The 14,489-nt window shown below is 73.7% G+C and carries 10 protein-coding genes and 1 pseudogene; 8 read left to right on the forward strand and 3 right to left on the reverse strand.

The window, feature by feature from the left end; translation table 11 throughout:
- On the forward strand, positions 1-2,227 hold a 2,227-nt coding region (locus HF577_RS32350), incomplete at its 5' end, for a beta-xylosidase/alpha-l-arabinosidase (protein ID WP_169399799.1).
- Positions 2,228-2,279: 52 nt separating this feature from the next.
- On the opposite strand, the gene HF577_RS32355 is transcribed toward HF577_RS32350, so the two are convergent.
- Positions 2,280-4,235 carry a TPM domain-containing protein gene (locus HF577_RS32355; RefSeq protein ID WP_169399800.1) on the reverse strand — a complete coding sequence of 652 codons (1,956 nt, stop codon included), beginning with the start codon at positions 4,233-4,235 and terminating at the stop codon, positions 2,280-2,282.
- 115 nt (positions 4,236-4,350) lie between these two features.
- Here HF577_RS32355 and yczE point away from each other — a divergent pair, with 115 nt between their 5' ends.
- A complete protein-coding gene (gene yczE, locus HF577_RS32360) occupies positions 4,351-4,992 on the forward strand; it encodes a membrane protein YczE (protein WP_169399801.1) in 642 nt (213 codons plus the stop codon).
- Between the two features lie 143 nt (positions 4,993-5,135).
- A complete protein-coding gene (locus HF577_RS32365) occupies positions 5,136-5,990 on the forward strand; it encodes an LLM class flavin-dependent oxidoreductase (protein WP_169399802.1) in 855 nt (284 codons plus the stop codon).
- Between the two features lie 85 nt (positions 5,991-6,075).
- Here HF577_RS32365 and HF577_RS32370 read toward each other — a convergent pair whose 3' ends face one another.
- The gene (locus tag HF577_RS32370) at positions 6,076-7,347 is read right to left on the reverse strand and encodes a Bcr/CflA family efflux MFS transporter (RefSeq protein ID WP_169399803.1); all 1,272 of its coding nucleotides are present in this window, start codon (positions 7,345-7,347) and stop codon (positions 6,076-6,078) included.
- A gap of 72 nt (positions 7,348-7,419) precedes the next feature.
- Entirely contained in the window at positions 7,420-8,787 is a 1,368-nt protein-coding gene (locus tag HF577_RS32375; protein ID WP_169399804.1) for a type I glutamate--ammonia ligase, read from the reverse strand.
- Between the two features lie 58 nt (positions 8,788-8,845).
- On the opposite strand from HF577_RS32375, the gene HF577_RS32380 reads away from it, so the two are divergent.
- The 5 genes and pseudogenes from HF577_RS32380 to HF577_RS32400 form a co-directional block, all read left to right on the forward strand.
- Positions 8,846-9,835, forward strand: a complete 990-nt coding sequence (locus HF577_RS32380; protein WP_169399805.1) for an alanine racemase — start codon at positions 8,846-8,848, stop codon at positions 9,833-9,835.
- Positions 9,836-9,860: 25 nt separating this feature from the next.
- On the forward strand, positions 9,861-11,021 hold the full coding sequence (locus HF577_RS32385; protein ID WP_169399806.1) for a pyridoxal phosphate-dependent aminotransferase: 1,161 nt from the start codon (positions 9,861-9,863) through the stop codon (positions 11,019-11,021).
- Entirely contained in the window at positions 11,018-11,926 is a 909-nt protein-coding gene (locus tag HF577_RS32390; protein ID WP_169399807.1) for an NADP-dependent oxidoreductase, read from the forward strand. Before HF577_RS32385 ends, HF577_RS32390 begins: the two co-directional genes overlap by 4 nt.
- 295 nt (positions 11,927-12,221) lie before the next feature.
- Positions 12,222-12,827, forward strand: a complete 606-nt coding sequence (locus tag HF577_RS32395; protein WP_312859530.1) for a hypothetical protein — start codon at positions 12,222-12,224, stop codon at positions 12,825-12,827.
- Positions 12,824-14,489, forward strand: a pseudogene (locus HF577_RS32400) (helicase HerA domain-containing protein); the annotation flags it as partial. The gene HF577_RS32395 and the pseudogene HF577_RS32400, both read left to right, overlap by 4 nt.

A 14,489-nucleotide genomic window follows, 5' to 3' on the forward strand; every position in this document is an offset into this window, starting at 1 on the left:
TATAAGAGACAGGCTGTGGGAGGGGCGGGGCGGCCTCGGGGAGGGCGGCGACGTCGCCCCCATGCAGGACGCGATGCAGGACGAGCAGAGCGAGTTCGAGGCGTTCGCCGAGCACGGGCTCGGCCAGGTGACGCGCGCGTTCGGCACCACGCCGATCGACCCGGTGGAGGGCGCCAGGACCCTGGCGGCCAAGCAGCGCTGGCTCACCGAGAACACCCGGCTGGGCATCCCCGCGCTGGTCCACGAGGAGTGCCTCACCGGGCTCGCCGCGTGGAAGGCCACCACCTTCCCGGCGCCGCTGTCCTGGGGCGCGAGCTTCCACCCCGAGCTGGTGGAGGAGATGGGCGCGGCGATCGGGCGCTCCATGGCGAGCCTCGGGGTCCACCAGGGCCTCGCCCCGGTGCTCGACGTCGTCCGCGACGCCCGCTGGGGCCGGGTCGAGGAGTGCATCTCCGAGGACCCCTACGTCGTGGGCACGATCGCCACCGCGTACGTCCGCGGCGTCCAGAGCACCGGCGTGGTCGCCACGCTCAAGCACTTCGTCGGGTACTCGAACTCTCGCGCAGGCCGCAACCTGGCGCCGGTGCACGCCGGGCCGCGCGAGGTCACCGACGTCCTGCTGCCCCCGTTCGAGATGGCCGTGCTCGACGGCGGTGCCGGCTCGGTGATGAACTCCTACGCCGAGATCGACGGCATCCCGGTCGCCGCCGACGCCGGGCTGCTCACCGGTGTGCTGCGGGAGCGGTGGGGCTTCGAGGGCACGGTGGTGGCCGACTACTTCGCGGTCGCCTTCCTGCACACCCTGCACGGCGTGGCGGCCGACCTGGGTGACGCCGCGGCGCAGGCCCTCGCGGCCGGTATCGACGTCGAGCTGCCCACCGGCACCGCCTACCTGGCGCCGCTGGCCGCGAAGGTGCGCGCCGGCGAGCTGCCCGAGGAGCTGGTCGACCGCGCCGTGCACCGCGTCCTGGACCAGAAGGCCCGGCTCGGCCTGCTCGACGCGGTCTTCGACGAGACCCGCGTGGACGCCGGGATCGACCTCGACCCGCCGGAGCACCGGGCGCTCGCCGCCCGGCTGGCGGAGGAGTCGGTGGTGCTGCTCGGCAACAACGGCATCCTGCCGCTGGACCCGGGAACCGCGGGCCGGATCGCCGTGGTCGGCCCGAACGCCGACGACACGGCGGCGCTGTTCGGGTGCTACAGCTTCGTCAACCACGTGATCGCCCTGCACCCCGGCACGGAGCTGGGCTTCGACGTCACCACGGTGCTCGACGCGCTGCGGGCCGAGCTGCCGGCGGCGACCGTCGACTACACCCGCGGCAGCGACGTCGACACCGCCGACACCACCGGGTTCGCCGCCGCCGTGGCCGCCGCCCGCGAGGCGGAGCTGTGCGTCGCCGTGGTCGGCGACCGGGCCGGCCTGTTCGGCCGGGGCACGTCGGGCGAGGGCTGCGACGCCGAGTCGCTCGACCTGCCCGGCGTGCAGCGCCAACTCGTCGAGGCGCTGCTCGATACCGGCACCCCGGTCGTCCTCGTGCTCCTGACGGGCCGGCCGTACGCCGTCGGATGGGCCCTGGACCGGTGCGCCGCCGTCGTCCAGGCGTTCTTCCCCGGCGAGGAGGGCGCGGCCGCGATCACCGGGGTGCTCTCCGGGCGGATCAACCCGTCGGGGCGGCTGCCGGTCACCCTGCCGCGCTCGGTCGGTGCCCAGCCCTACAGCTACCTGCACCCCAAGCTCGGGGGCGCCAGCTCGGTCAGCAACATCGACACCGAACCGGTGCGCCCGTTCGGCTACGGGCTGTCCTACACCTCGTTCGAGCACGCCGACCTGCGTGTCGCCGCGCAGCAGGTGCCGACCGACGGGGCGATCGAGGCCACCTGCCGGGTCACCAACACGGGTGACCGGGCGGGCACCGAGATCGTCCAGCTGTACGCCACGGACGTCGTCGCGGCGGTGACGCGCCCCGTGGTGCAGCTGCTCGGCTACGCCCGCGTCGACCTCGAGCCGGGCGAGAGCGTCGAGGTGACGTTCGACGTGCCCACCCAGCGGCTCGCGTTCAGTGACCGGCGCATGGTTCGGGTGGTCGAGCCCGGTGCGATCGACCTCTTCGTCGGCACCAGCTGCGAGAACCCGGTGCTCACGGGCGCAGTGGAGCTGACCGGCCCGGTGCACGAGGTGACCACGGCTGACCGCAGGATGGTCGAGGTGGCGATCACCCGCAGCTGACCAGGCTCCCCTGCTCCACGTCCGCTCCCTCCGACAGCGGCGGCGGCTCGCCTCAGAAGCGGCCGCCGCCGCCACGGCGGCCCCGCGTCGCGGACCCACCGAAGCTGGCCGGCCGCCGGCCGCCACCGCGACCGCCGCCGCCGCGGTGGCCACCGCTCGCTCCGGCCAGGATCCCGCCGAGGATCAGGCTGCCCAGGTCGAGGCCGCCTGCCCCGGTCATCGACGGCGACGGCGCGGACCAGCGGGAGACGTCGGCCTGGGCGAGCCGCAGGGCCTCCTGCGCGAGCGCGTCGGCCTGCTGGGCCTCGCGGAGAGCCACGACGGGATCGCCGCCGCCGGCCTGCTGCAGGTGCCGCTGCGCCTCGGCGAGCCGGGTGCGCGCCTCCGTGCCGACGGCGCCCCGGCGGGTCGCGATGAAGTCGCCCGCCGCCGCCACGCCGGATCGTGCGGTGAGCAGGGTCTGGTCGAGAGCGGCAGCGGCCCGCCGCGCCCGTTCCTCGGCCATCCGTGCCTGGTCGAGGCCCTGGTCCAGCGCCGTGGCGGCTTCGTCGAGCAACCGGAGCGCGGAGATCGGGTCGGGTTCCGCAGCGTTCGCCATCCGGTCGGCGGCGGCCACCGTGGCCTCCGCCCTGGCGACGATCGCCGCCAGCCCACCGGCCGTGGCCGTGGCGGCGAGGGCTCTCGCCTCGGCGAGATCCTGCATCACCTCCACCCGGGCGCCCGGAACGCGCGCCACCGCGTCGGTGAGCTCGGCCTCCAGCCGCCCGATCCCGTCGAGCAGCGTCCCGGCCTGGGTGACCGCGTCCTCAGCCGCACGGCCGGACACCACGGCGGCAGCAGGCCCGGGTGGCCCGGCGAGCTCGGTGTTCGCCTCGTCGAGCTCCGCTCCCGCGGCGGCGAGCAGCTGCCGGGCCTGGGCGAGGTTGCCGGCCACAGGGGTCAGCGCGGACGGTGCGTAGCGTCCCTGCAGACCGGTCCAGACCGTCTCGGTGCCGGGCAGCCGTGCCGTCACGGCATCGAGGCGGCCGCCGAGTCCGGCGACGTACTCCGGGGCTCTCGCCTCGAGGTCACGCAACCGGTCGAAGGCCTCGACCTGGGCGTCCAGCCGCTCGTCGGCGGTCCGGCAGCCCCTGATGATGGCCGCGTACATCGCGCGCTTCGCGGCCTCGTCCTCCGGCTGGTCGTCGTCGAGCCGCTGGCGGACCTCGAACGCCGCCAGCATCTCTGCGCGCGACTGCTCCAGCGCGGCCGAGAACTCGGCCACCGCGGCGTCGCCGAAATGCGCGCTGGCGGCCGACAGCTCCTGCTCCGAGGTGCGCACCGCGTCGTCCACCTCGATGAGTGCGGTGCTGGCGCGGTAGGCGAGGTCGTCGCTGGAGACGTTCCCGAACTCCTCGTCGCGCGCCGCCGGCGTGGGCGAGGCCCCGGCCGCCGACGGTTCGGCCGGTGTCCTCCTCCGTCGCCGCGCCAGCGCGTACGCGCCGCCACCGACCACGACGGCGCCGCCGACGACCAGGAGAGCGACCGGTACCCCGCCTCCGGCCGAGGCGTCCGCGGTGCGCAGCCCGTTCGCGAGGGCGACCGCCGCTCCCGCCCAGTCGTTCGCGGCGAGGCGCGGCTCGACGTCGGTCCGGCGGATGTCGTCCGTCGTGGACTCCGGCAGCGGGAACCCGTCGGCGATCGAGACGTAGTAGGCGCGGTCGTCGGTGGCCACTGCGAGGAGGACGTCCTCCGAGCCGAGCTGGGACAGCTGGGCGGCCTGGTCGGCCCAGTCCTGCGGGGCGGCACCGTCGAACGAGTCGACGTAGACCACGAAGAGGTCGATGCCGTCCTGGGTGCGCAACTGCTCGATCGCCCCCGTGACCTGCGCCGTCTGCCCGGGGGTGAGTACGGCCGCCTCGTCGGTCACCCGGTCGACCAGGCGGAACGGCGGCTCGGCCGGCGCCACGCCCGCGCCGCCGAGCAGCAGCGCAACCAGCACTGCCGGGATGGCGAACAACCTGCGCACGGCGACCTCCGCGGCTCGGGGACGGTGCCATCATGTCGCGTCACCTCGGTCCGGCAGGTCCACATGCCGTGGATTGGCCATGGTCGCTCGCGCGGAAGCACCGAGGATGGAGGCCATGGCCGTCGTCGATCTCCGTCCGCTCCCTGTCCATCGGCAGCCGGCCCGGCGTATCCCGCAGCTGCTGATCGGGCTGGCCCTCTACGGCACCAGCATGGCGATGCAGATCCGTGGGGCGCTCGGGCTCAACCCCTGGGACGTGCTGCACGAAGGGCTCACCGAGCAGACGCCGATCGGCTTCGGCGCCATGACCGCGGTCACGGGCGTGCTGGTGCTGCTGCTGTGGATCCCGCTGCGCCAGCGTCCCGGGCTCGGCACGGTGGCGAACGTCGTGGTGATCGCGGTCGTGGTCGACGTGGCACTGGCGGTGATCCCGGCGCCGTCGGCACTGCCGGCCCGGATCGGGCTGCTGGTGGGCGGCGTCGTCCTCAACGGGGTTGCGACCGCGGCGTACGTGGGCGCGCGGCTGGGCCCCGGGCCGCGGGACGGGCTGATGACGGGGCTGGCGGCCCGCACCGGCCGGTCGGTACGTCTGGTTCGTTCCGCCATCGAGGTGACGGTGCTCACAGCGGGCTGGTTGTGCGGTGGCACCGTCGGTGTGGGCACCGTGTTGTACGCGCTGGCGATCGGCCCTCTCACACAGGTGTTCCTGCCGCTCCTGGCGGTGCGGGACGGTCGTGGGGTGCCGGGGGATTCCTGATTCGGCCTGGGTGTGGCCTCGGGAGCGGCCGGGGAGGTGGCCTCTACGCTTTTGTTGAAGGCTCAGTGATGGGCCTGCCAAGGGCCGCAAGGCGCCGGACACGCCGACCTTCGACCCTCTCAGCGATCGCCAAGGAGATCTGTATGAAGATCGGTTTCGGGCTTCCGAACCAGGTGCGCAACGTCCGCCCCGAGACGATTCCGCAGTTCGCGTCCGCCGCGGAGCAGGCCGGTTTCTCCACGCTCGGCACCGTGGGCCGCTACGCCTACCCGGGCGTGAGCGACACGATCACCCTCGCCGCGGCGGCAGGCGCCACGAAGACCATCGGGCTGTTCAGCCACGTCATGCTCGCGCCTGTGTGGCCCGGTGAGCTGCTGGCCAAGGAGCTCGCCGGCATCGACGGCGTGTCGGGTCACCGGCTCACCGTCGGGATCGGCGTCGGTGGGCGTCCGGACGACTTCGCCGTGGACGGTTTCGGCATGAGCGGTCGCGGCAAGCGGATGGACCGCGACCTCGAGGTCTACCGCAGCGTCTGGAAGGGCGAGCCGGTCGGCGGTGGCACCAACCCCGCCGTGCCCGCAGGCACCCGTGAGATCCCGCTGATCTTCGGCGGTGGGAGCCCGGCGGCGTACGCCCGGATGGCGCGCGAGGGAGTCGGGTACGTCGGCGGTTCGATGCCGGCGTCCATGGTCGCGCCGTCCTTCGAGGCCGCCCGTGCGGCGTGGAAGGAAGCGGGTCGTTCCGGCGACCCGCGCATCGTCGGAATCGGCTACGTCAACCTCGGCGCCGAGGACGAGGGGCGCAACAACGTCCGGGACTACTACAGCTTCCTGGGCGATGACGTCGCGAACCTCATGGGCGGCGCCGTCTCCGCCACGCCGGAGGCGATCAAGGAGGCCGTCAAGGCCTACGAGGACCTCGGGGCCGACGAGTTCATCCTCATCGCGACCACCGATGACACCGACGAGGTGAGCCGGCTGGCCGAGATCGTCTTCTGACGGTCCCGCGGGGAGCTGCAGCAAGTTCAGGAAAGCCACTTTCCTGCCCTGTGAGGGCCTGAAAGTGGCTTTCCTGAACTTCGGGTCAGTGCGTGACCACCACGGCCTCGGCCGCCGTCGACGGCTCCAGGTCCTCCAGTCGCCAGGGCCGGACGACGGTGACGAGGACGACCAGCGACAACACCAGGCCGCCCGCGACGACGAGGCTCATCCCCACGGCGTTGTTGCCGAGCACGCCCACCAGCGGGGAGACGAGCGCGCCGACGCCGAACTGCACCGCGCCCAGTAGAGCGGCGGCCGTGCCTGCGGTCTCGCCGTGACGCGACAGCGCGACGGCCGGGGCGTTGGGCAGCGCGAGCCCGACCGCGAACAGCACCAGCCACAGGGCGAGCAGCACGCCGAGAAGCCCGTCGAGGTCGAGCAGGGCGACACCGAGCAGGAGCAGCCCCGCCGCCGCGCCCACGGCCACCGCGGTGAGCAGCAACTGCCGGGGCTCGAAGCGGCGCAGCAGCACCGGGTTCAACTGGGTGGCGGCGATCAGCCAGATCGCGCCGCTGCCGAAGATCAGCCCGAACTGCTGCTGGCTGACGCCGTACTGCTCCTGGAAGACGAACGAAGCGCCGGAGACGTAGGCCAGCACGGCCGACAGGGCGAGCCCGGCGACGAGCACGAGACCGACGAACGTGCGGTCGCGGAACAGCCCGCCGTAGGTGCGCAGCGTCCCGAGCACGCCGTCGGTCTGGCGGTGTTCCGGCGGCAGCGTCTCCGGCAGGGAGCGCGCCGCGACCGCGATGAGCACCAGCCCGAGGATCGCCAGCAGGGCGAAGATCCCGCGCCACGAGGTGAAGTGCAGGATGAACCCGCCGAGGGTCGGGGCGATCACCGGCGACACCCCCATCACCAGGATCAGCCGCGAGAGCAGCGTCGCCGCCGCGCGGCCGGAGTAGAGGTCGCGCACCATCGCCAGCGCGATGACGGCGCCCGCAGCCGCACCGAGGCCCTGGAGCAGGCGCAGGCCGCCCAGCACCTCGATGGTGGGTGCGATCAGGGAGAGGGCCGAGGCGAGCACGTGCACCGCGGTGCCGATCAGCAGCGGGGTGCGCCTGCCGTACCGGTCCGACAGCGGGCCGACGACCAGCTGCCCCAGCCCGAGCCCGAGCAGGGTGCCGGTGAGCGTCAGCTGGACGATGGTCGGCGTCGCGTGCAGCTCGGTGCCGATGGTCGGCAGCGCGGGCAGGTACATGTCGATGGTGAGCGGTCCGAGCGCGGTGAACGCGCCCAGGACCAGGACGAGCCGAAGCCGCTTCCCCCGGGTGTCCGGTACGGCCGTCGGGACACGATCGGGAGCTAGTGTCACGCAGGGCTGAAATGCGGCGGGCGGGAGGACTGTTCCCGCTCGGCGATCAGGTGTGATTCAGCTCATTGGTGGTCAGTAGCGCCAGCGCAGCCCGGCCAGCACGTCGTCGGGGGAACGGCCGTCGGCGGCCGCGGCGTCGGAACGCCGGACGGCGAGGAAGGCGCCCAGCAGCTCCTCGCCGAGCACGGCCGTGACGCGCGGGTTGGTGCGGAGTGCGTCCTCCTGCTCCGCCTGCGTGGACGGGAGCGCGGCGACCCCCCGCGCGGCGCGTTCCTCTGCGCTCCACGAGCCGGGATCGGACTGGACGGGCGGGTCGAGCCGCAGCCCTTCCGCCACCCCGGCCGCCCCGGCGGCGAGCAGCGCGGCCACCGCGAGATAGGGGTTGGCCGATGCGTCGGACGTCTTGAGCTCGATGTTCGCGTGGTCGTTCCCGAGCAGCGAGGTGCCCGGCACGTAACGCAGCGGCGCCTCCCTGTTCTCGACGCCCCACACCGCGTACACCCCGGCGAAGAACCCGGGACGCAGCCGGGCCAGCGACCCGATGCTGGGAGCGCTGATCGCCGCGACGGCGGGCAGGTCCCGCAGGAGCCCGGCGACGTAGGCGGCGCCGTCGGCGCCGGGGCCCTGCGCCGTGCCGGCGAGGAGGTTGTGCCCGTCGCGCCACAGGGAGCTGTGGATGTGCCAGCCGTTGCCGGCGGCGGCCGTCGCCGGCAACGGCGCGAAACTCAGCCGCAGCCCGTGCCGCCGGGCGGCCGCGCGCAGTGTCTGGCGGGCGAGCAGCTGCCGGTCGGCCGCGGTGACGGGGTCGGTGGCGGCCAGGGACAGCTCCATCTGGGCCGGCCCGTACTCGGCGTGCAGCTGCCCGATCTCCAGCCCGTTGGCGGCGAAGTCGCGCAGCACGTCCGCCACGAACCCGTCGACCGCGACGAGCGCGTGCGGGCTGTACGCCGGCCCGGGGTGGGCGGGCACCAGCTCGTCGGGGCCGCCCTCCGCGTAGACCCCGAACTCCATCTCGTACCCGACGAGCGCGGTCAGCCCGGCTGCCGCGAGCGCCTCGACCTGCCGCTCCAGCACCGCACGCTGGTCGTAGGGCCACGGGCCGCCGTCGGCGTCGACGAGCCGTCCCGGCGTCCACGCCAGCGCGGGCTGCCCGGCGAGCCGCACCAGCCGCTCGAGCACCGGCACGAGCCGGACGTCCCCCGAGGGCGTGGACAGGCCCTCGTGGGCGAACGTGATCGCGTCGGAGCTGTCGAACACCGCGAACAGCGGGGTGACGCCCACGCCCACCTCGGCCACCCGGGGCAGCGCGGCGACGGGCACGATGCGCGCTCGCGGGATCCCGTTGTTGTCCGCCCAGCTGATCGTCACGCCGGCGACTCCCGCGTCGGAGAGCGCCGTGGTGACGCCCCGGACGTCGAGCGGTACGTCGGAAGAGGTCATGGCGGGCACGATCCTCCGCCGTCGCGCCGCGCGCCAACACCGCACTAGCGTGGCGATCATGCGGATCGACGAGCTCCCCACACCCGCGTTGCTGGTCGAGCGGGCGGCGCTGGAGGCCAACCTCGACACGATGAGCGCCGCGCTCCCCGGGGCCCGGCTGCGCCCGCACGTGAAGGCACACAAGTGCACGGCGCTGGCCCACCGGCAGCATGCCAACGGCCACGCCGGGTTCACGTGCGCCACGGTGCGCGAGTGCGAGGTGATGGCCGCCGCGGGCCTCGGTGCGGACCTGCTGCTGGCCAACGAGGTGCTCGACACGCGCAGGCTCGGAGCGCTCGTGCGCGATGGAGCGCGGGTCACCGTCGCCGTCGACTCGCCGGAGACGGTCGTCGCGGCCGCGGCGGGTGGCGTGCGCGAGGTGCTGGTCGACGTGAACGTCGGACTGCCCCGGTGCGGCTGCCCGCCCGAGCGGGCCGGTGAGCTGGCCGACACGGCCCGCCGCGCCGGGCTCGAGGTACGCGGGGTCATGGGTTACGAGGGCCACCTCATGCTGGTGGCCGATCCGGCCGACCGGGCGCGGATGACCGGGGACGCCATGGCGCTGCTGACGGCCGCCGCAGCCGACGTGGGCGGCGAGATCATCAGCGCCGGCGGGACCGGCACGTATGTGGACAACACCTGGGCCACCGAGATCCAGGCCGGCTCCTACGCGCTCATGGACACCGCCTACGGGGCCGTCGTGCCGTTCGGGCAGGCGCTGTCGGTGCTCGGCACGGTCGTGTCCGTTGCGGCCACGCATGCCGTGGTCGACGTGGGGCTCAAGTCGCTCGGCATGGACCACGGCCTGCCCACGATCGCCGAGGCCCAGGTGTGGTTCTGCTCCGACGAGCACACGACGTTCGCCCCGGAGACACCCGTGCGGGTCGGTGACCGCATCCGGGTGCTCCCGGCGCACGTCGACCCGACCGTGGTCCTGCACGAGCGGATGCACCTCGTGGACGGTGACGTGGTCGTGGAGACCTGGGCCGTCGACATGCGGGGGTGGTGACCGCCCGGCGCTATACCGTGGGGGGATGCTGGTCGAGCGGATGCGTGCCCACACGTCCACGATCTTCGCCGAGATGTCGGCGCTCGCACTGCGGACCGGGGCGATCAACCTCGGCCAGGGGTTCCCCGACACCGACGGACCACCCTCGCTGCTCAGCGACGCCGCGGCCAACATCCATGGCGGGCTCAACCAGTACCCGCCGGGCGTCGGCGTCCCCGAGCTGCGCTCCGCGGTGGCCGAGCACCAGCGCCGGTTCTACGGCCTCGACGTCGACCCCGACACGGTGCTCATCACCACCGGGGCCACCGAGGCGATCGCCGCCGCCGTGCTCGCGCTGTGCGGGCCCGGCGACGAAGTGGTCACGTTCCAGCCCTACTACGACTCCTACGCGGCCACGATCGCGCTGGCCGGGGCCGAGCTCCGGGCGGTGGCGCTGCGGCCTCCGTCGTTCGGGTTCGACCCCGACGAGCTGCGCGCCGCGTTCTCCAGCCGCACCCGTCTCGTGCTCGTGAACACCCCGCACAACCCGACGGGCACGGTGTTCGACCGCGAGCAGCTCACCCTGATCGGCGAGCTCGCCGCCGAGCACGACGCCGTCGTCGTCACCGATGAGGTGTACGAGCACATGGTCTACGACGGCCGCGCCCACGTGCCGATGGCGACGCTGCCGGGCCTGGCCGACCGCACGCTGACCATCTCGTCGGTCGGCAAGACGTTCTCCGTCACCGGGTGGAAGGTCGGGTGGGTGAACGGGCCGGCCGAGCTGGTCCACGCGGTCCGCGCGGTGAAGCAGTTCCTCACCTACGTCAGCGGCGCGCCTTTCCAGCCCGCGATCGCCGCCGCGCTCGCGCTGCCCGACTCCTTCTACACCGGGCTGGCCACCGATCTGCAGCGCAAGCGGGACCTGCTCTCCGACGGGCTGCGCGAGGCCGGCTTCACCGTGTTCGACACGGCAGGCACGTACTTCGTGGTCACCGACGTCACGGCGCTCGGCTTCACCGACGGCGCCGAGTTCTGCTGGACCCTGCCCGAGCGGATCGGCGTGGCCGCGGTACCGGTGTCGGTGTTCTGCGCCGACCCCGATCTGGGACGGTCGCTGGTGCGCTTCGCGTTCTGCAAACGCGACGAGGTGCTCGAGGAAGCGGTCTCCCGGCTGGCCGCGCTGCGGACGGAGGTGCGGGCATGAAGGCGTACGGGTTCACCGCGTTCGGCGGCCCCGAGAACGAGACGATGCTCGACGTGCCGGTGCCCGTACCCGGGCCGGGCGAGCTGCTGGTCCGCGTGCGGGCCGCCGGGGTCAACCCGGGCGACTGGAAGCTGCGCGACGGCGGCTACGGCGACATCACGCTGCCTGCCGTGCTCGGCCGCGAGGTCGCGGGCACCGTCGTGGAGACCGGCCCGGACGTCGACGGTTTCGCCGTCGGTGACGAGGTGTTCGGCGGCAACCCCGGCATGGTCGGCGGGTGGGCCGAGTTCGCGCTCGTGACAGCGTCGTTCGCGGCGCACCGTCCTGACGGCGTGACCCCTGCCGACGCCGCGGCGCTCCCCGTGGCCGCGGCCACCGGCTACGACGCGCTGACCGGGCTCGACCTGCCACCTGGCTCGACCTTGCTGGTCAACGGCGCAGGCGGCGGGGTGGGGGTGCCGACCCTGCAGCTCGCCCGCGCCCGCGGGCTCGTCGTCGTCGGCACGGCGAGCCCGGGCAAGCACGACCTCGTGGCCTCCCACGGCGCGGTCCCCGTGGCGTACGGGGACGGGGTGGCCGAGCGCGTCCGCGCCGCCGCGCCCCAGGGCGTCGACGCGGTGTTCGACACCGTCGGCGGCGACGCGTTGCGTGCGGTGGCCGAGCTGCTGGCCGACCGCTCCAAGCTCGTCACGATCGCCGACCGGCCGCTGGCGGCGCAGCTGGGTGGGAGCGGAGTGGAGCGGGATCGCAGCACCGCTGTGCTCACCGCGCTCGTGCAGCTCGTCGCCGACGGGGCGCTCGACCCGCACGTCACCGAGATCCGCCCCCTCGACGAGGCCGGTGCCGCACTCGCGACGGTCGAAGCCGGGCACACCACCGGCAAAGTGGTGATCCAGGTCGGCTGAGGGCCTGCCGGCGGGGTAAGCGCGATTTCGCCCGCCCGCCGCTTCATGATCGGCCGGATGGAGCTGTTCCGGAGCCAGGACGCGCCGTAGGGTTCGCTCGCCCGGTGTGATCGGCTCGGGAAGCCGCCACCCCGTGCTGCCCGCACGGTCCTGCGGACCGCCGCGCCGGGCTCCGGCTCCCCTCGACACCGCGTGCTCCCGCTGGACGGTCCGCGCTCCCCGCCCCGTCCCGCTCGGCCGATCCCAACGGGCGCACGGCCCTTCCCTCGACGACCCCGAACCCCGGAGGACGACAGTGCCCACCGACCGGCTGACCATGCGTGAGCGGGCCGCCTTGCTGGCCCTGATGGCCGAGGCCCGCGAGCTGACGAACGCGGAGCTGCGCACCGCGGCCGGCTTCACTCTGGACGGGACGCCCCGACGCCGGCTGAACGAGCAGAAGCTGGTGACCTCACGCAAGGTCGGCCGCAGCTTCGCCCACGAGCTGACCGACGACGGCTGGGCGTGGTGCACCGCGGAGCTGTCCGCACAGCGCCCGGATCGGGCGGGCTACCTCGGCGGGGCGTGCTACGCCCTGCTGGCCGGGCTGGGCCGGCGGGTCGCCCGGTCCGGCCAGCAGCTCTCCGACATCTTCCAGCCGGACGCCGGGAAGCAGATCCGCAGCGCGTACCTCCGCCTCGCGAAGGGTCCAGGAGCCTGGGTCGGTCTCGCCGAGCTGCGGGAGGAGCTGTTCGGCGTGTCCCGCGAGGCCGTCGACGCCGAGCTCGAACGGATGGCGAGCACCCCCGGCGTGCACGTCCAGGCCGAGTCCAACCAGAAGACACTCACCGAGGCCGACCGTGCCGCCGCCGTCCGCTTCGGCGGCGACGAGCGGCACCTGCTCATGATCGAGGCCGAATGACCGACGAGGAGCGGATGGCGCTCGCCGCCGTCCAGTTCAACTGGGCGGTCGCCCCGGACGACGTCTGGAGCCCGGTCACCCACCACGTCGACGGCCTGCACGAGCGGGTTGCGCAGTCGGTGCTGAACTCCGCGCAGGCGGCGCGCGCGAGCACCGGGGCGAGTCCGATCGGCGTTGTGCTGCAGGGCGAGCGCGGTGTGGGCAAGACGCACCTGCTGCGCTGGGTGCGCCAGCAGGTGCAGGAGAGCGACGGCTACTTCTTCCTGGTCAAGCTGCTGGAGGGGCACGAGTTCTGGCGCAGCGCCGTCCACGGGATCATCGACGGCTTCGACGCCGGGCAGGTCGACCAGCTCACCCCGTTGCTGCGCAGGCTGGCGGCGCTCGCCGGCATGTCGCCGCTGGGACAGGCACGCATCGGGGGGACCATCCCGGTGTCCCGGACGGACCTCGACGAGCTGGTGGCCGGTCTGCGCAAGGTCGACCGGCAGATCGGGTCGGACTGCCAGAACACCCTCCGGGCGCTCGTGCTGTTCCGTGCCGACCACCCGGACGTGCAGGAGATCGGCTACGGCTACCTGACCCTCGACGGCGACGTCGAGGACGCCGCGCGCGAGGAGTGGGGCTTCCGGCCCGGCACCCGGCCGCGCCAGCTCGTGCTGCGCGACCTGTCCCGGCTGCTGGCGCTCACCGGGCCGACCGTGATCGCGGTCGACCAGATCGACGGGCTGATCAACCAGTCCGACGAGGCCACGGGGGTCGCCGCCGACGCGAAGGCGAAGCGGAACGCCCTGGTCGGCGAGATCGCCGACGGCCTGATGGAGCTACGGGAGGCGACGCGCCGCACGCTGTCGATCGTCGCGTGCATCCCGGCGTCCTGGGAGATCATCAGGGGGCACAGCGTCAACTCCGCGTCCGACCGCTTCCGGGTGTCGGTGCTGCAGGGCGCGATGCCCGACTCGGACATCGCCACCGCGCTGGTCGCGCAGCACCTCAGCAGCTGGTACGCCGAGATCGGGTTCACCCCGCCGTACGACACGTGGCCGGTCCGGCCGTCGGCCTTCACCGGTCCGGGCGTGCGGAACTTCACGCCGCGGCGCCTGCTGCAGCGCGTCGACTCCCACATCCGTGACTGCCTCGACTCCGGCGAGGTGCGCGAGCTGGAGGAGCTCACCGAGCCGGTGATCGGTCCCGGGCCGGTAGGGCCGACCGACGACGGGGTCCTGCAGGTGATGGACGCCTGGTTCGCCCGGCTGCGCGAGGAGGCCGACGTCGCGCGCCCGCTGCACCAGGACAGCGAGGACGAGCGGATGCCGGCCCTGCTCACCGCGGGGCTGAGCGCCTACATCGCGGAGTTCGGGGAGAGCGGGCAGCTGCTCGTGGTGGACCAGGCGCGCGGACGCAAGCCCGCGCTGCACGCCCGGCTCCGGCGCACCCTCGACGAACAGACCGAGGACGAGATCCACGTCGCGTTCCGGGCGATCGCCCACCAGCATCCCCGCGCCGTGCAGAGCCGCATCGGCTCGGCGCGGACGGAGTCGGGCCTGGGGGCGGGCGGGGACAAGCGCACGCTCGTGGTGATCCGCAACGCGCCGTGGCCGAGTGGCCCGGTGACGGCGCGGGTCGTCACCGAGCTGGAGGAGCTGGGCGGGATCGTCGTCCCGG

This window comes from Pseudonocardia xinjiangensis (assembly GCF_012911925.1).
Classification (GTDB): Bacteria; Actinomycetota; Actinomycetes; order Mycobacteriales; family Pseudonocardiaceae; genus Pseudonocardia; species Pseudonocardia xinjiangensis.

Coding starts and splice junctions, on each gene's coding strand:
- yczE (WP_169399801.1), top strand. CDS start 4,351: ATGGCCGTCGTCGATCTCCGTCCGCTCCCTGTCCATCGGCAGCCGGCC.
- HF577_RS32365 (WP_169399802.1), top strand. CDS start 5,136: ATGAAGATCGGTTTCGGGCTTCCGAACCAGGTGCGCAACGTCCGCCCC.
- HF577_RS32375 (WP_169399804.1), bottom strand. CDS start 8,787: ATGACCTCTTCCGACGTACCGCTCGACGTCCGGGGCGTCACCACGGCG.
- HF577_RS32380 (WP_169399805.1), top strand. CDS start 8,846: ATGCGGATCGACGAGCTCCCCACACCCGCGTTGCTGGTCGAGCGGGCG.
- HF577_RS32385 (WP_169399806.1), top strand. CDS start 9,861: ATGCTGGTCGAGCGGATGCGTGCCCACACGTCCACGATCTTCGCCGAG.
- HF577_RS32390 (WP_169399807.1), top strand. CDS start 11,018: ATGAAGGCGTACGGGTTCACCGCGTTCGGCGGCCCCGAGAACGAGACG.